We start from the raw sequence: 16729 nt of genomic DNA, 5'->3' as shown, positions 1-16729 counted from the left end.
AAGCCTTGCGCTCCCTGCCGCAATAGCAGAAGAACGATCAGCATGACCGAGAATGACAAGGCTTCAAGCCGGCCGACTGTCGCGGAGCCCCGCCCGTCCGCGGCGATCGCGGTCGATCACCTCGTCAAGGTCTACAAGCAGACCCGCGCCGTCGACGATATCTCCTTTGCGCTGCCGCGCGGCAGCATCACCGGGCTTCTGGGCGGCAACGGCGCCGGCAAGACCACGACCATCGCGATGATCATGGGCCTGGTGCTGCCGACCTCCGGCCGAGTCCAGGTGCTCGGTCACGAGATGCCCGAGGAGAGCGCGGCCGTGCTGGGGCGGATGAATTTCGAGAGCCCCTATGTCGACATGCCGATGCGGCTCACGGTGCGGCAGAACCTCACCGTTTTAGGCAAGCTCTATGCCGTGAAGAACCTCGCCGGCCGCATCAAGGAGCTCGCCGAGGATCTCGACCTCACCGACTTCATCGACCGTGCCAACGGCAAGCTGTCCGCCGGGCAGAAGACGCGCGTCGCGCTGGCCAAGGCGTTGATCAACCAGCCCGAGCTGCTGCTCCTGGACGAGCCGACCGCCTCGCTCGATCCCGATACCGCCGACTGGGTGCGGGCGCATCTGGAGCGCTATCGCAAGCAGAACAATGCCACCATCCTTTTGGCTTCGCACAACATGCTCGAGGTCGAGCGGCTCTGCGACCGCGTCATCATCATGAAGCGCGGCCGCATCGAGGACGACGACACCCCGCAGGCGATCATGGCGCGCTACAACCGCACCACGCTGGAGGAGGTGTTCCTGGACGTCGCGCGCGGCCGGGCGAATGGCGCGAAGGAGGCGGCGAGGTGAGGGGGAGCAGGAATCGTTGCCCGGATGGAGCGCAACGTAATCCGGGATATGCGCGGAGCGAACGCCTATGGAACGCACTAGGCGGCGGCATCGGCGCTGGGCTCCCTCTCCCGCTTGCGGGGGAGGGCTGGGGTGGGGGTGCCTCCACGTCGGGATTGTCACGGATTGCGGAGGATGTCCCTGAGTGGCGAGAGCCCTCACCCGCCGCGCTCTACGAGCACGTCGGCCTCTCCCGCAAGCGGGAGAGGCGGAGCAAGCCCACGGACAGTGAAATCCATGTGCGATTGCTCTGGTCGTACGAGAAAGCGCCATGACCGATATCTCCCATCACACCGGCATTTCCGCTCATCGCATCGGCGCAATGATCCTGCGCTATTGGTATCTCTTGCTGTCGTCCTGGCCGCGGCTGCTCGAGCTCTTGTACTGGCCGGCGCTGCAGGTCATCACCTGGGGCTTCATCCAGTACTACATCGCGCAGAACGCCAGCTTCTTCGCCCGCGCCGGCGGCACGCTGATCGGCGCCGTCATCCTCTGGGACATCCTGTTCCGCGGCCAGCTCGGCTTCTCCATCTCGTTCCTGGAGGAGATGTGGGCGCGCAATCTCGGCAACCTCATGATGAGCCCCCTGAGGCCGATCGAGTTCTTGCTCTCGCTGACGGTCATGAGCCTGATCCGGCTCGCGATCGGGATCATCCCGATGACCCTGCTGGCGCTGGTCCTGTTTCACTTCAACGTCTATGCGCTCGGCCTGCCGCTGATCGCCTTCTTCTGCAACCTGATCTTCACCAGCTGGTCGGTCGGCATCTTCGTCTCGGGCCTCGTGCTGCGAAACGGCCTTGGCGCCGAGAGCATCGTCTGGACGATGATGTTCGCGATCATGCCGCTCGCCTGCATCTATTATCCCGTCAGCGTGCTGCCGGTCTGGCTGCAATACGTCGCCTGGACGCTGCCGCCGACCTATGTGTTCGAGGGCATGCGCGCGCTCCTGATCGAGAACACCTTCCGCGCCGACCTGATGCTGGATGCACTGGCCATCAATGTCGTGCTTCTGGTTGCATCTTTTGGGGCATTCCTTGCCCTTTTGCGCAGCGCCAAGCGAAACGGCTCGCTGCTGTCTGGCGGCGAATAGTGTCACTTTCTCGTGGATTCAGGCTGTTTTGGCGGATTCGGCTACGTAGATGTACGGAACCATGCATTGACGCAATATTACGCATTCGGCAGTATGCTGCGATGCGAAGAGGAATATAGCGATGCCCATTGGTGAGTTCGGCGGCGCGCCGCCCCTGGCGGCTGAAGGCAGTCCGGTCCTGACGACGCCGATGTACTGGATGTACGAGATGGCGCACGCCTCTCTCAATCCGGCACGTGCGGTCACCGACGCCACCAAGCTGCTGTTTCAGAATCCCCTCAATCCCTGGGCGCGCACCGAGGTCGGCAAGTCGGTCGCCGCGGCCTGCGAATTGTTCGAGCGCACCACGCGCCGTTACGGCAAGCCGGAATGGGGTCTCAACGACACCGAGGTCAACGGCATCCGCGTTCCGATCGAGATCCGCTCGGTCTGGGAAAAGCCGTTCTGCCGGCTGCTCTATTTCGATCGCAAATTCACCCGTCCGCTGCGCAGCCCGCAGCCCCGCGTGCTGATCGTCGCGCCGATGTCCGGCCATTATGCCACGCTGCTTCGCGGCACGGTCGAAGCCTTCCTGCCCGCGCATGAGGTCTACATCACCGATTGGGCCGACGCCCGCATGGTGCCGCTCAGCGAGGGCCGCTTCGATCTCGACGATTACATCGACTACGTCATCGAGATGCTGCACGTTCTCGGCGGCAATACCCACGTCATGGCCGTCTGCCAGCCCTCCGTGCCGGTCGTCGCCGCGGTCTCGATCATGGAAGCGCGGCGCGATCCCTTCGTGCCGACTTCGATGACGCTGATGGGCGGGCCGATCGACACTCGTCGCAATCCGACCGCTGTGAACAACCTCGCCCAGGAGCGCGGCATCGACTGGTTCCGCAACCACGTCATCACCAAGGTGCCGTTCCCGCATCCGGGCATGATGCGCGACGTCTATCCGGGATTCCTGCAGCTCAACGGCTTCATCAGCATGAATCTCGACCGGCACATGGACGCCCACAAGCAGCTCTTCGCTAACCTGGTGAAGGGCGACGGCGACCTCGTCGACAAGCATCGCGAATTCTATGACGAATATCTCGCGGTGATGGACCTCTCCGCCGAATATTACCTGCAGACGGTCGACACCGTGTTCGTGAAGCACTCGCTGCCGAAGGGCGAGATGACCCATCGCGGAACACGCGTCGATCCCTCCAAGGTCACGCGCGTCGCGTTGATGACGGTCGAAGGCGAGAACGACGATATCTCCGGTCTCGGTCAGACCGAAGCGACGCACACATTGTGCAGCTCGATTCCCGATCATCGCCGCGTTCATTACGTCCAGAAGGGCGTCGGACATTACGGCGTGTTCAACGGATCGCGCTTCAGGTCGGAAATCGTGCCGCGCATCCATGACTTCATGGTTTCGGCGGCGAATCCGAGCTCATTGCGGGCTCGCGCGGCCGAATAACTCGGTTTTTCGGCTTGCCCGTCGGAAATTCGGACCCTGCCGGACGCTCCGGCAGGGACTAATTCCCGCCAGATTCGCGGTATTCAGGTAGCTTTGTAGGAGTGAGTCTGTCCTCACCTCTTGGGGGTGTCGCATGCGTCCAGCGGGGGCGAAAAAAGCCGGTTCCAACCCCAGTCTGTAGGGTCTCCCGGACGCCGGACCGCTGTATATTGGGCAAATGATTTGTTTTTGCGCCGAGCGCTTTCCCTGGCGGCGGTTATGGCAGAATCCGGGCGCTCTCCTGCCCCCCGGACTGACAGACATGGCCACTCGCGCACTCCTCTATCGTCGGCCTCACGAACCGAAGACCCTCGTCATCACCCACGGATCGCAGTTTTTTGCCATCCGATTGCGCCGGCACCGCCGCGCGCGCCGCTACACGCTCAGAATCCATCCGAGTGATCGCGAAGCCATCCTCACCATGCCGCCGCGCGGCACGCTGGCTGAGGCCAAGGACTTTGCGCAGCGCCACGGCGCGTGGATCGCCGCGCGTCTCGGTCGCCTGCCGAAGGCCGCGCCGTTCCAGCCGGGCACGGTGATACCGCTGCGCGGCACGCCGCATCGCATCGTTCATCGCGCCGGTCAGCGCGGTACGGTGTGGACCGAGGTCCGCGATAGCGGCGAACGTATTCTTTGCGTCGCCGGCGGGCTCGAACATGTCGATCGCCGCGTCAGTGACTTCCTCAAGCGCGAGGCGCGCCGCGACCTCCAGCGTTCGGCCGAGGCCTACGCCGCCGAACTCGGCGTGAAGGTCAAGCGCCTCTCCATCCGCGATCAGTCCAGCCGCTGGGGCTCCTGCACCTCGGCCGGCTCGCTGTCATTCTCCTGGCGCCTGATCCTCGCGCCGCCCTTCGTGCTCGACTACCTCGCCGCGCACGAGGTCGCCCATCTCGTCGAGATGAACCATTCGGCGCGGTTCTGGCGCGTGTGCGGAAAAGTCTGCCCGTCGATGGAGCGCGCCAAGAAGTGGCTCGACACCTACGGCAACGATCTGCACCGATACGGGGCCGAGGATTAGGGCCTCGCTACCCGCGTCTTGCAAGGTGCCATCGCCCGGCTCGACCGGGCGATCCGGTACGCTGAGACGGCTCGGATTGAATCGAGAAGCTGCGGTGTACTGGATTCCCGCTTTTCGCGGGGAATGACAGCGGAGAGCGGGGCAGCATCAAGCGCCGCTCACGCGCTGAAATCCGCACGCGTCCCCGCTTGATGCGGGCCGCAGATGAGCCAACGCCAGGCACGACTTGCCGGAGTGGCGAAGCGCGCGCTTCAGGCCTCTGCGCTGCCCGCAAGCCATTGATTTCGTTATCCCCGGCTACTGTGCATGGGGTTGTTTTCGCAAGTTCTGTGTCGAGATCATCGAGATCTCGGGCAGAGCCTATCGGTTTCCGCCAAACAGCCGGTCCATCAGCCAGCCATCGAGCCCTGCGGCAGACTCGGGCCGCACATTGGCGCGAGTCGGTGGCGGACGATAGCCGCCATTGCTCGCCGCTGCCGGTCCGGGTGCAGCCGGCGTCGACGGCGACACCTGCGAGGCCGCCTGCGCGAGGTTCGACAGACCCCAGCCACCTGGCGAGCCCGGCAGGGCTGCCACTGCCACGCCTTCGTGCGCGGTGCGCATGAAGCGCGACCAGACCTCCACCGGCAGGCCGCCGCCGGTGGCCTTCTTGGTCGGCGAGTTGTCGTCGTTGCCGAGCCAGACGCCGGCGACGAGGTTGGCGGTGTAGCCGATGAACCAGGCGTCGCGATAATCCTGGCTGGTACCGGTCTTGCCGGCCGCGGGCCAGCCCGGGATCTCGGCCTTCTTGGCGGTGCCGGATATCAGCGTCTCCCGCATCATCGCGTTCATCATGCCGACATAGCGGGGATCGATGACCGGATTGCGCTCCTCGGGCTGGCGCATGTAGAGCAGCTTGCCGCTGAGCGTCCGGATCCGCGTGACCACATGCGGCGCGACCGCGAAGCCGCCATTGGCGAACGGCGCATAGGCGCCGACCAGCTCGACCACCGAGACCTCGGAGGTGCCGAGGGCGATCGAGGCGTTGGGCTCGAGCTTGGAGGAGATGCCGAGCCGATGCGCGGTGCGGACCACGTTCTTCGGTCCGACCTCGAGGCCGAGGCGGATCGCGACGGTGTTGAGCGACATCGCCAGCGCCTGCGTCAGCGTCACCGCGCCGAAATATTCATGGGTGTAGTTCTCAGGCTTCCAGCCCTTGACCTCGATCGGCGCGTCCTGCCGCACCGTGTCCGGGGTCAGGCCCTGCTCCAGCGCGGTGAGGTACACGAACGGCTTGAACGAGGAGCCCGGCTGGCGCTTGGCCGTCACCGCGCGGTTGTACTGGCTCTCGGAATAGTTCCTGCCGCCGACCATGGCGCGCACGGCGCCGTCGGGCGTCATCGCCACCAGCGCGCCCTGGCTGACATTGAACTTGACGCTCTTGGCCGCGAGCTCGTCGATGATGGCCGCTTCCGCCACGCTCTGCAGCTTCGGATCGATCGTGGTCTCGACCTTGATGCTCTCGTCGATCTGGCCGACCAGGTCGTCCAGCACCTCGCCGATCCAGTCGGCGACATAGTTGACCGTGCCGGCCCCGGCCGGCTTCACATTGTAGGAGGGATGGCCGATCGAGGCCTTCGCCTGCGCGTCGGTGATGAAGTTGGCATCCGCCATCGCCGCGAGCACGATCTGCGCGCGCGCCTCGGCGCCTTCGGGATTGCGGTTCGGTGCAAGGCGCGAGGGCGATTTGACGAGGCCGGCCAGCATCGCGGCCTCGGCGACCGTGACGTTCTTGGCCGACTTGCCGAAATATTTCTGCGCCGCTGCCTCGACGCCATAGGCGCCGGAACCGAAATAGACGCGGTTGAGATAGAGCTCAAGGATCTCGTTCTTGGAATGCTTGCGCTCCAGCCAGATCGCGAGTTCCGCCTCCTGCAGCTTGCGCTGCATGGTGCGCTCCTGGGTCAGGAACAGATTCTTGGCGAGCTGCTGCGTCAGCGTCGAGCCACCCTGCGACACGCCGCGATGGAGCACATTGGTGACGAGGGCGCGCAGGATGCCGACAGGATCGATGCCGAAATGCGAATAGAAGCGGCGGTCCTCGATGGCGATGAACGCCTTCGGCAGGTAAGGCGGCAGGTCGCTCAGCGCGACATTGGCGCCGGCCATCTCGCCGCGCTGCGCCAGCATGCTGCCGTCGATGCCGACGATCTGGATCGTCGGCGGACGCTTTGGGATCTCCAGCGACTGGATCGGTGGCAGATGGGCGCCGACATAGATCACGACACCGGTCACGGCGATGACGCCCCACAGGCTCAGCACCGCGCTCCAATAGACGAGGCGGCCAAGGCTGAAGCCGCCGCGCGACTTCGCGCGCCGCTTGGCGCCGCTGCGGCCGGCCGGCGCCTTGCGCTCGCGGGGCGGCTCGTCGTCGGCATCCTCGCTCTTGCGCCTGGCGGATGATTTCGCTGGTTTCTTCGGCTTGTCGTCGCCGCCTGGAATGCGATCGGCGGGGGTCAGGCGCAGATCGGCGAGCGCTGCGGGCAAGCCGAACAGCGGCTCCTTCCGCCCACCCTTTTTCTTTCCCCACGCCATACGCAAAACGCCCGGTCAGCCCGCCCCGCCGAGACGCTAGCGGTCGCTGTTTAAGGCCCGGTTACCCCGGCGTTAACGCGTGATTAGGAGGTGGGGCATTCGCCTGCCGCAGTTCCGCTCTCTTGGCGCCGGAGCTAGGATCAGCCGCACAAGAAGAGGGAGCATACGAGGAGCGCTCATGGGCCATATCGATCCGACCAAGGAGATCTTCGCGCAGTTCCGGGAGAACGATCGTCCCGGCCCGATCCACATGCTCAACCTGGTGCGGTTGCGGAAAGAAGCGGCCTATCCTGATGGACGCAAGGCCAGCGGCGCGGAAGCCTATGCGGCCTATGGCCGTGAGAGCGGCCCGGTGTTCGAACGCCTCGGCGGCCGCATCGTCTGGCAAGGCCGGTTCGAGCTGATGCTGATCGGCCCGCAAGACGAACGCTGGGACCATTGCTTCATCGCGGAGTATCCGAGCGTCGCTGCTTTCGTCGAGATGATCCGCGATCCCGTCTACCGCGAGGCGGTGAAGCACCGTCAGGCCGCGGTGGAGGATTCCCGGCTGATTCGGCACGCGGTGTTGCCGGTGGGAAAGAATTTCGGAGAGATACCGGACTGAGTGCTGAAGGCGCGTCTCCCTCCGCCGTCATGGCCGGGCTTGACCCGGCCATCCACGGCCTCTTGCTCAGTCATTCCGGGACGGCTCGAAGAGCCGAACCCGGACACTCGAGATTCTCAGGTGCGCAATTGCGCACCATAGTTCGATGCTGTCGCGTCGCCCCGGAGTGACAGCGAGGGAAACTAACCCGCCGGACCTGCGTCCTCCAGGATCGGGCCGAACAGCTCCCAGCGCTCGCCGTTGAACTTCATCATCTGAAGCTGCTTGTTGACGCGATAGTCGGTCGGCGAGGTGTTGGCTTTGATGCCGGGCAGCGCGGTGTCGCTCACGACGTCCTTCAGCGAGGCTGCCTGCTTCATGACATTCTCGCGCGTCAGGTCGTCGCCGCACTGCTTCAGCACATGCACCAGCAGCTGCGCCGTGCTGTAGCCGTAGGTGTTGAAGTTCGAGTCCTTGTCGCCGTCGGGATAGTACTTCGCCATGAAGTCGAAATAGCGCTTCATGCCGGGATCGTCCTTCCAGGTCGGATCGAGCGGTTCCTTGCCGTAATTGACGCTGATCAGGCCCTTGGCGGCATCAAGGCCGGCGGGCTTCAGCACCGCGCCGACCGAGGTGGCGTTGATGTCGACGATCTGCACCGGATGCCAGCCCATCTCGGCGATCTTCTTGATCGCCTGCGCGGCCTGCTTCGGCGTGGTCGCGCTGAAGAACAGATCGGCGCCGGCGTCCTTGATCTTGAGGACCTGCGAGTCGACGGTGGGATCCGACACCTCGTAGGACGCCTCGGTCACGATCATCTTGGCGGCCTTGTCGCCGAGGCCGGCCTTGAGGCCGTTCAGATAGTCCTTGCCGAGGTCGTCGTTCTGATAGAGCACGCCGATCTTGGCGTTCGGATGTTCCTTCAGGATGTACTGGCCGTAGATGCGGCCCTCGACGAAGTAGTTGGGGTTGAAGCCCATCGTCCAGGGGAAGTTCTTCGGATCGGTGAACCTCGAGGCGCCGGTCGCCGCGAACAGCTGCGGCACCTTCTTGGCGTTGAGATATTTCTGAACGGCTGCGTTCACCGGCGTACCGATGATCTGGAAGGTCAGCAGCACCTCGTCGCTCTCGACGAGCTTGCGGATCTGCTCGACGGCCTTCGGCGGCGAATAGGCGTCGTCATACTGAATCAGATTGATCTTGCGGCCGTTGACGCCGCCCTGGTCGTTGATCATCCTGAAATAGGCGGCCTGGGTCTTGCCGATCGACGAATAGGCCGACGCCGGTCCTGAAAATGGCATGGTCTGGCCGACCTTGATCTCGGTGTCGCTGGCGCCCGGATCGTATTTTTTCTGGGCATTGGCCGCGGAGATCGACAGCGCCAGGGTCAGCGCAGTTGCCGTGGCCCAATGCAGTATTCCATTCCTCATTCGCAATTTCCTCGGTTTGTTATTGCAGACGGTCTGGCGGGCGCACTGCGCGTCCGGTGCCATCGCTGAAGCCGAGTGTGGAGGAACGATTGCTGCGACGCAAGGTGGGCAGAGCCCATCCTTTGTAGGGTGGCAGAGACGAAGGCGTAACCCGCCGCGGTTCATCTCCGCGGACGCGGGAGAGGCGCGGGTTACGCCCGGCGGATCGCACTTCGCGCATCCGCCGAGCTAACGCAACCTACTCGGCTTCTAGCCCGACGGTCCGGTGTCCTCGATGATCGGTCCAAACAGCTCCCAGCGTTCGCCGTTGAACCTCATCATCTGCATCTGCTTGTTGACGCGGAAGTCGTTCGGCCCGGTGTTGATCTTGATGCCGGGCAGCGCGAAGCTCGGCGTGAAGTTCTTGATGTTGGCGACCTGCCTCATGATGTTCTCACGCGTCAGATCGTCGCCGCATTGCTTCAGCACCTGCACCAGCAGCTCCGCCACCGAATAGGCATAGGTGTTGACCGTGTTGAGCTTGTCGCCTTCCGGGAAATACTTGTCCATGAACGCGAAGAAGGCCTTCACGCCGGGATCGTCCTTCCACTGCGGGTCGCCGGGCTCCTTGCCATATTGGGTCGAGATGATGCCCTTGGAGATGTCGAGGCCGGCCGGCTTCAGCGTCGCCGAGATCGGGCTCGCATTGATGTCGACAATGTGCACGGGCGACCAGCCGAGGTCGGCAAGCTTCTTGATCGCCTGTGCCGCGAATTTCGGCGTCGAGGCATCGAAGAACACGTCGACGCCCATCGACTTCAGCTTCACCACCTGCGAATCCACCGTGGGGTCGGTGACCTCGTAGGAGACCTCGCCGACGATCATGCTGGCGGCCTTGTCGCCGAGGCCGCTCTTGAGACCGGCGAGATAATCGCGGCCCATGTCGTCGTTCTGATAGAGCACGCCGATCTTGGCGTTCGGGTGTTCCTTGAGAATGTATTTGGCGTAGATGCGCCCCTCGGACACGTAGTTGGGATTGTAGGCGATGGTCCAGGGATAGTTCTGCGGATCGTTGAAGCGAGCCGCGCCGGTCGACGCCAGCAGCTGCGGCACCTTCTTGCCGTTGAGATATTTTTGCACGGCGGCATTGGCGGCGGTGCCGATCAGCTGGAATGTGAACAGCACCTCGTCGCCCTCGACGAGCTTGCGCACCTGCTCCACCGTCTTCGGCGGCGAATAGGCGTCGTCATATTGGATCAGGTTGATCTTGCGGCCGTTGATGCCGCCCTGATCGTTGATCATCTTGAAGTAGGCAGCCTGGGTCTTGCCGATATTGGCGTAGACGGAATAGGGGCCGGAGAACGGCACGGTCTGGCCGATCTTGATCTCGGTGTCGCTCGCTCCGGTGTCGTATTTCTTCTGAGCGAGGGCTTGGCTCGCCGAGAACGCGACGGCGAGCGCCGCCGCGGCAGCTAGGAAGGCTCTGCGATTGCTCATCTGGGTTGTTCCTCCTGACGGAATTATCGGCCGACGGTCTTTTCCGTTGATTGCAACGGTCGCCATCGCTGCCGAAGATTGTGGAGGAAGGCTCGCCGCCGCGCAAGGATTGCAGCGCTGCGCCGTAGCGTCTCAGGCCAGGGCGTCTTAAGGTCAGGCGCGTCAGGCCAGGAACAACGCAAGCAGCGCGACTGCCGCCGGCAGCGCCTGTACCATCAGGATCCGACTGCTGACGGTCGCGGCGCCATAAGCGCCGGCGACGATCACGCAAAGCAGGAAGAACGCCTTGATCTGGAGCGCGAAGGCCGGGTTGGCGTGGACGAGACCCCAGATCAGGCCGGCGGCGAGGAAGCCGTTATAGAGGCCCTGATTGGCGGCCAGCACCTTCGTGATCTCAGCCTTCTCCGGCGTGTTGCGAAACACCTTCAGGCCCTGCGGCTTGTCCCAAAGAAACATCTCCAGGATCAGGAAGAAGACGTGCAGCGCAGCGACCAGCGCCACCAGGACATTGGCGATCAGGATCAAGGAGAGTCCCCCAAAAGCGTCAGCTTTCGGGTGGACGTTAGCATGGCCGGCGTGGCAAGTGCGATGGCGGGTTTCGATGCAATGGTGCCGCAATGGCCAGCCGACCGACCAAACCATCCGTGAGCTTCGGCCTCGATCGCCTGATGACGCCGATCGGCATCGCGCTGCTCGTCACCGATGCCGAGGGCGCCTTGCGCGCACTCGACTGGGAAGACTACGTGCACCGCATGCGCGAGCTGCTGCGTCTGCACTACGGCGCGGTGGATCTCAGCGACCGGCCTGCGCCCGCGCCCATGCGGACGGCACTGTCAGGCTATTTCGAAGGTGATCTCGGTCAGCTCTCGTCCATCGCATGGCGCATCGCCGGCACGCCATTCCAGCAGAAGGTCTGGACTGCGCTCGCACAGATCCCTGCGGGCACCACCATGAGCTATGGCGCGATGGCCGCGAAGATCGATATGCCGAAGGCCATTCGTGCGGTTGGTCATGCCAACGGCTCCAACCCGATCAGCGTGGTGCTGCCATGCCACCGGCTGATCGGCGCCGACGGCTCGCTGGTGAAATATGGCGGCGGGCTGGAGCGGAAGACATGGCTGCTGCGGCACGAGGGCGTGGAGGTCTAAAGCCTTACGCCGCCGGCTGAACCGCCTTGTCGCCGGCCATCACATGGGTCAGCGCGCTCTTGATCGCGGCCTGACGTGTCGGCGCGTTGATCTGCGCGCCGAGGAGGTCGGTGACGTAGAACACGTCGCGCGCGCGCTCGCCGAAGGTCGCGACATGGGCCGACGCAATGTTGAGATTGAGCTTCGAGATCGCCGTGGTCAGCTCGTAGAGCAGGCCGGGGCGGTCGAGCCCGGAGACCTCGATCACGGTGTAGCGGTCGGACCATTGGTTGTTGATGGTCACTTCCGGCTCGATCACGAAGGGCTTCGCCTTGCTGCGCACGGTGCGCCGCGCCACCACCTCCGGCAGGCGCAGCTTGCCTTCCAGCACGTCCTCGATCATCTCGCCGATGCGGGTGGCGCGCCGTCCCTCGTCTTCGTCGCGGTCGTATTCCCGGGAGATCGATATCGTGTCGAGGGCGCGGCCGTCGGTGGTGGTGTAGATCTGGGCGTCGACGATGTTGGCGCCGGCCGAGGCGCAGGCACCGGCGATGATCGAGAGCAGCCAGGGATGGTCGGCCGCGAAGATCGTCAGCTCGGTGACGCCGCGCACCTCGTCGAAGCCGACATTGATCGCGAGCTTGTGGCCGGCCTGCTCGCTGGAGCGGACGAAGCGGGCGTGGCGGATCTTGCGCGGCAGCTCGACCTTGAGCCAGTAGGCCGGATAGTGCCGACCGATATAGGCATCGAGTTCGTCCGCCGGCCATTCGGCGAACGCCATGCGGAATTCGGCCTGGGCGGAGGCAAGCCGTTTTCCCCGGTCGACCTCCGAGAACCCGCCGGTGAGCACCGGCTCGGTCTCATAATAGAGCGAGCGCAAGAGCTGCGCCTTCCAGCCGTTCCAGACGCCCGGACCGACGCCGCGGATATCGGCGGTGGTCAGGATCGTCAGCAGCTTCATCTGCTCGACCGACTGCACCACCGCGGCGAAATTCTCGATGGTCTTGCGATCCGAGAGATCGCGCGACTGCGCGACCGTGGACATCGTGAGATGCTCCTCGATCAGCCAGGCCACGAGCTCGGTGTCGGCAGGACTGAAGCCGAGTCGCGGGCAGAGCCGCCGCGCGACCTTGGCGCCGGCGATCGAGTGATCTTCCGGCCGGCCCTTGGCGACGTCATGCAACAGCGTCGCGATGTAGATCACCGCGCGATGCTCGGGCCGGATCTTGCGGAACAGGTCGCTCGCCAGCGCGAACTCCTCGACGCCGCCGCGCTCGATGTCCTGCAGGAAGCCGATGCAGCGGATCAGGTGCTCGTCGACGGTGTAGTGATGATACATGTTGAACTGCATCATCGAGACGATCTTGCCGAAGGCACGAATGAAATGGCCGAGCACGCCGGTCTCGTTCATCCGCCGCAGCACGGTCTCGGCGTCGTTGGAGGTCAGGATCTCCATGAACAGCCGGTTGGCCTCCGGATTTTCCCGAAGCTGCGCGTTGATCAGGCCCAGCGAGCGCGTCACGTCGCGCATCGCATCCGGATGGAAGGCGAGGTTGTTCTTCTGCGCGAGGCGGAAGATGCGGATCAGATTGACCGGATCGTGCTTGAAGACGTCGGGCGCGGCGACATTGATGCGGTTGTTGTCGACGATGAAGTCGTCGCTGTCGGGGACGCGCCGCTTCACTGCGGTCGGCCGCAGCCGCGCCATCATCCGGCTCAGCACCGGCGCGGGCTTGGCCTGCTGGTCCTCGAGCTTGGCACAGAGGATGGCGGTGAGGTTGCCGACCTCCTTGGCGACCAGGAAGTAGTGCTTCATGAAGCGCTCGACGTCCTGCATGCCGGGATGCGAGGTGTAGCCGAGCCGCACCGCGATCTCGCGCTGAAGGTCGAAGGACAGGCGCTCCTCGGCGCGGCCGCAGTAGAAATGCAGATTGCAGCGCACCGACCAGAGGAAATCGGCGCAGCGACGGAAGGTGCGGTATTCCTGCGCATCGAACACGCCGCGCTCGACCAGCTCGCTGGTGTCGCGCACGCGGTAGACATATTTGGCGATCCAGAACAGCGTGTGCAGGTCGCGCAAGGCGCCCTTGCCGTCCTTGACGTTGGGCTCGACCAGGTAGCGGGACTGGCCGCCGCGACGATGCCGCTCCTCGCGCTCGGCGAGCTTTGCGGTGACGAATTCCGACGCGGTGCCCTGCACCACCTCCTTGTCGAAGCGCGCGACCAGCTCGTCATAGAGCGGCTTGTCGCCGGTGAGGAAGCGCGTCTCCAGGATCGCGGTGCGGATGGTCATGTCGCCGCGTGCCTGCCGGATCGACTCGTCCACCGATCGCGTGGCGTGGCCGACCTTCAGCCCCATGTCCCAGAGGCAATACAGGATCGCTTCGGCGACCTGCTCGCCCCAGGCGGTCTGCTTGTAAGGCAGGATGAACAACAGATCGATGTCGGACTCGGGCGCCATCAGGCCGCGGCCATAGCCGCCGGTCGCGACCACCGCCATGCGCTCGGCGCCGCTCGGGATCGGCGAGCGGTAGAGATGCCGGGTCGCCGCCGAATACAGGATGCGGATGATCTCGTCCTGGACGTGACATAGCCGCTCGGCGCAGCGACGGCCGTGGCGGTCCTTCAAGAGGATTTCCTGTGCCGCGGCGCGCGCCGCGATCAACTCGGCCTTGAGCAATTGCGCCATGGCGGTGCGGAACGCGTCCTCGCGTCCCTGATGCTTTTCGGCAAGCGCATCGACCGCGGCGGTGATCCGCGCGGTATCGAAACGATCATCCACCTCGGCCTTGTGCTCAGTCGCGACGCTGTCCATGCCTCACCGGATATAAGAGGTGGCAGGCGCTGTCACCCGCCATTCTCTGGCAATAGTCGTTCCATGCTCGAAAGCTGTGGCTTTGGGCAAATCTGTTCTCGGCCGACCGGCTTTCGAAGGGCGGATTTTCTCGTTGACCTCCAAGTATAACTCATTGAAAAACAATGAAGTTTTCGAGGAGGCTGGGCATGACCAAGATTTCACGACGCATCCTGCTGGCGGGAGCTGTGGCACTCGCTTTGAGCCCTGCGGCAAAGGCCGCGGATCCGCTCAAGGAAATCCGCATCGACTGGGCGACCTACAATCCGGTGTCGATGGTCCTGAAGCAGAAGGGGCTGCTGGAGAAGGAGTTCGCCAAGGACGGTATCACCGTGACCTGGGTGCAGTCGGCCGGCTCCAACAAGGCGCTCGAATTCCTCAACGCCGGCTCGATCGACTTCGGCTCGACCGCGGGCTCGGCGGCGCTGGTGGCCAAGATCAACGGCAACCCGATCAAGTCGATCTACGTCTATTCGCGCCCTGAATGGACCGCGCTGGTGACGGGTAAGGACTCCAGGATCGCAAGTGTTGCCGATCTCAAGGGCAAGCGCGTCGCGGTGACGCGCGGCACCGATCCGCACATCTTCCTGGTGCGCGCGCTGCTCGGCGCCGGCCTCACCGAAAAGGACATCACGCCGGTGCTGCTCCAGCACGCCGACGGCAAGACCGCGCTGATCCGCGGTGACGTCGATGCCTGGGCCGGCCTCGACCCGATGATGGCTCAGGCCGAGGTGGAAGAGGGCGCAAAGCTGTTCTACCGCAAGGCCGACGCCAACACCTGGGGCATCCTCAATGTGCGCGAGCAGTTCTTGAAGGACTATCCGGACGCCGCCCGCCGCGTGCTCGCGGTCTATGAGGAGGCGCGCAAATATTCGCTGGCGAACTATGACGAGCTGAAGAAGACCTTCATCGCGGTGACGAAGCTGCCCGAGGCCGTAGTCGACAAGCAGCTCAAGGAGCGCACCGAGCTCACCCACAGCCGTATCGGGGCGCCCCAGCGCGAGTCGATCCTCGCCGCCGGTCTCGCCCTGCAGCAGGCCGGCGTCGTCGACGCCAAGGTCGACGTCAAGGCGACGCTCGATGCCCTGATCGACGACCAGGTTCCGCTGCCGACGAATTGAGTGTCTTCACCCTCCCCTGGAGGGGTCCGGGACGAGCGTAGCTCGCCCGTGGTCGATCGCGCGCAGCGCGAGCGGGGTGGGGTGATCTCTCCGCCCGGGCACCGCCTCCATGGAGAGACTGTCACCCCACCCCGTCTCATATTTCGCTGCGCTCAATATGAGCCGACCCTCCCCCTCCAGGGGAGGGTAAGAGGTGCCCTTGCTTTCCCCGATCAGACGCGCTTGCTAATGGCCATGATCTCCGACGCGCCAGTTCTGCAACAAACTTTGGAACCCGCCGAACGCGCCACCGCGCCTTCGCGCGCCGCACGCTATGCGCGGCCGATGCTGGGGCTGCTGCTGCCGCTGACGTTCGCGCTCGGCTGGGAGCTCGTGGTCTGGTCCGGTTGGTCCAACGGGCGCCTGGTGCCGCCGCCGTCTCGCATCTTTATCACCATCACCGAGCTCGCCCGTTCCGGCGAGCTGGTCCGCCATATCACCGCGACGCTGTGGCGTGTCTCGCTCGGCTTCGCGTTCGGCGTAGCTGCGGGCACGCTGTTAGGTGCCATCTCCGGCTATTGGTCGCTTGCCCGCCGGCTGCTCGACCCGACCGTGCAGGCGCTGCGCGCGATCCCCTCGCTGGCCTGGGTGCCGCTGTTCATCCTTTGGCTCGGCATCTTCGAAACCTCGAAGGTCGCGCTGATCGCGGTCGGCGTGTTCTTCCCGGTCTATCTCGGCGTGATGGGGGCGATCCTCTCGGTCGATCGCAAGATCGTCGAGGTCGGCCGGACCTTCAGGTTGTCAGGCACGGCGATGATCCGCCGCATCCTGTTGCCCGCCGTGCTGCCGGCCTATGTCGTGTCCTTGCGGGTCGGTCTCGGCCTCGGCTGGATGTTCGTGGTCGCGGCCGAGCTGATTGGCGCGTCCGAAGGCCTCGGCTATCTGCTGCTCGACGGCCAGCAGCTTGGCAAGCCCGCGCAGATCGTGGCCGCTATCGTGATCTTCGCCATCCTCGGCAAGCTCACCGATTGGCTGATCGAGGTCGCAGCCGCCCCCTTCCTGCGCTGGCAGGATGCCTTCTCCCAGGCGAAGGGAGCTTGAGG

The 16729-nt window shown here is 64.4% G+C and carries 13 protein-coding genes; 8 read left to right on the top strand and 5 right to left on the bottom strand.

Annotation, left to right across the window (positions count from 1 at the left end; genetic code table 11):
• Positions 1 to 42: 42 nt before the first annotated feature.
• From P6U31_RS35495 to P6U31_RS35480, 4 genes are all read left to right on the top strand, one after another.
• Positions 43 to 846, top strand: coding sequence for an ABC transporter ATP-binding protein (locus P6U31_RS35495; protein WP_407186236.1), 804 nt, complete (start codon positions 43 to 45; stop codon positions 844 to 846).
• Positions 847 to 1156: 310 nt separating this feature from the next.
• A complete protein-coding gene (locus P6U31_RS35490; RefSeq protein ID WP_407186235.1) occupies positions 1157 to 1975 on the top strand; it encodes an ABC transporter permease in 819 nt (272 codons plus the stop codon).
• 121 nt (positions 1976 to 2096) lie between these two features.
• The gene (locus P6U31_RS35485; RefSeq protein WP_407186234.1) at positions 2097 to 3425 is read left to right on the top strand and encodes a polyhydroxyalkanoate depolymerase; all 1329 of its coding nucleotides are present in this window, start codon (positions 2097 to 2099) and stop codon (positions 3423 to 3425) included.
• Positions 3426 to 3642: 217 nt separating this feature from the next.
• Complete coding sequence (locus tag P6U31_RS35480; protein ID WP_407186233.1) at positions 3643 to 4482, top strand: M48 family metallopeptidase; 840 nt, start codon at positions 3643 to 3645, stop codon at positions 4480 to 4482.
• A 360-nt stretch (positions 4483 to 4842) separates the two neighbouring features.
• On the opposite strand, the gene P6U31_RS35475 is transcribed toward P6U31_RS35480, so the two are convergent.
• Positions 4843 to 7056, bottom strand: coding sequence for a transglycosylase domain-containing protein (locus P6U31_RS35475; RefSeq protein WP_407186232.1), 2214 nt, complete (start codon positions 7054 to 7056; stop codon positions 4843 to 4845).
• A gap of 178 nt (positions 7057 to 7234) precedes the next feature.
• On the opposite strand from P6U31_RS35475, the gene P6U31_RS35470 reads away from it, so the two are divergent.
• Positions 7235 to 7660 (top strand): DUF1330 domain-containing protein, encoded by a 426-nt coding sequence (locus P6U31_RS35470; protein WP_407186231.1) that lies wholly within the window; start codon positions 7235 to 7237, stop codon positions 7658 to 7660.
• A 182-nt stretch (positions 7661 to 7842) separates the two neighbouring features.
• Here the strand turns inward: P6U31_RS35470 and P6U31_RS35465 are convergent, their stop codons facing one another.
• From P6U31_RS35465 to P6U31_RS35455, 3 genes are all read right to left on the bottom strand, one after another.
• The gene (locus P6U31_RS35465; RefSeq protein WP_407186230.1) at positions 7843 to 9069 is read right to left on the bottom strand and encodes an ABC transporter substrate-binding protein; all 1227 of its coding nucleotides are present in this window, start codon (positions 9067 to 9069) and stop codon (positions 7843 to 7845) included.
• Between the two features lie 249 nt (positions 9070 to 9318).
• Positions 9319 to 10545, bottom strand: coding sequence for an ABC transporter substrate-binding protein (locus tag P6U31_RS35460; protein ID WP_407186229.1), 1227 nt, complete (start codon positions 10543 to 10545; stop codon positions 9319 to 9321).
• A gap of 162 nt (positions 10546 to 10707) precedes the next feature.
• Positions 10708 to 11064: a DUF1304 domain-containing protein gene (locus tag P6U31_RS35455; protein WP_407190046.1), complete on the bottom strand. Its 357-nt coding sequence runs from the start codon at positions 11062 to 11064 to the stop codon at positions 10708 to 10710.
• A 98-nt stretch (positions 11065 to 11162) separates the two neighbouring features.
• Here P6U31_RS35455 and P6U31_RS35450 point away from each other — a divergent pair, with 98 nt between their 5' ends.
• On the top strand, positions 11163 to 11693 hold the full coding sequence (locus tag P6U31_RS35450) for a methylated-DNA--[protein]-cysteine S-methyltransferase (RefSeq protein WP_407186228.1): 531 nt from the start codon (positions 11163 to 11165) through the stop codon (positions 11691 to 11693).
• A gap of 4 nt (positions 11694 to 11697) precedes the next feature.
• On the opposite strand, the gene P6U31_RS35445 is transcribed toward P6U31_RS35450, so the two are convergent.
• On the bottom strand, positions 11698 to 14487 hold the full coding sequence (locus tag P6U31_RS35445) for a [protein-PII] uridylyltransferase (RefSeq protein ID WP_407186227.1): 2790 nt from the start codon (positions 14485 to 14487) through the stop codon (positions 11698 to 11700).
• A gap of 188 nt (positions 14488 to 14675) precedes the next feature.
• Between P6U31_RS35445 and P6U31_RS35440 the strand changes: the two genes are divergently transcribed.
• Both P6U31_RS35440 and P6U31_RS35435 read left to right on the top strand, forming a co-directional pair.
• Positions 14676 to 15647 carry an aliphatic sulfonate ABC transporter substrate-binding protein gene (locus tag P6U31_RS35440; protein WP_407186226.1) on the top strand — a complete coding sequence of 324 codons (972 nt, stop codon included), beginning with the start codon at positions 14676 to 14678 and terminating at the stop codon, positions 15645 to 15647.
• 234 nt (positions 15648 to 15881) lie between these two features.
• Positions 15882 to 16727 carry an ABC transporter permease gene (locus P6U31_RS35435; RefSeq protein ID WP_407190045.1) on the top strand — a complete coding sequence of 282 codons (846 nt, stop codon included), beginning with the start codon at positions 15882 to 15884 and terminating at the stop codon, positions 16725 to 16727.
• Positions 16728 to 16729 lie beyond the last annotated feature (2 nt).

It is taken from the genome of Bradyrhizobium centrosematis (assembly GCF_045571495.1).
Taxonomy (GTDB): domain Bacteria; phylum Pseudomonadota; class Alphaproteobacteria; order Rhizobiales; family Xanthobacteraceae; genus Bradyrhizobium; species Bradyrhizobium centrosematis.
Note: the sequence above shows the minus strand (reverse complement) of the source record. Positions and strands in the feature narration are given on the sequence as shown.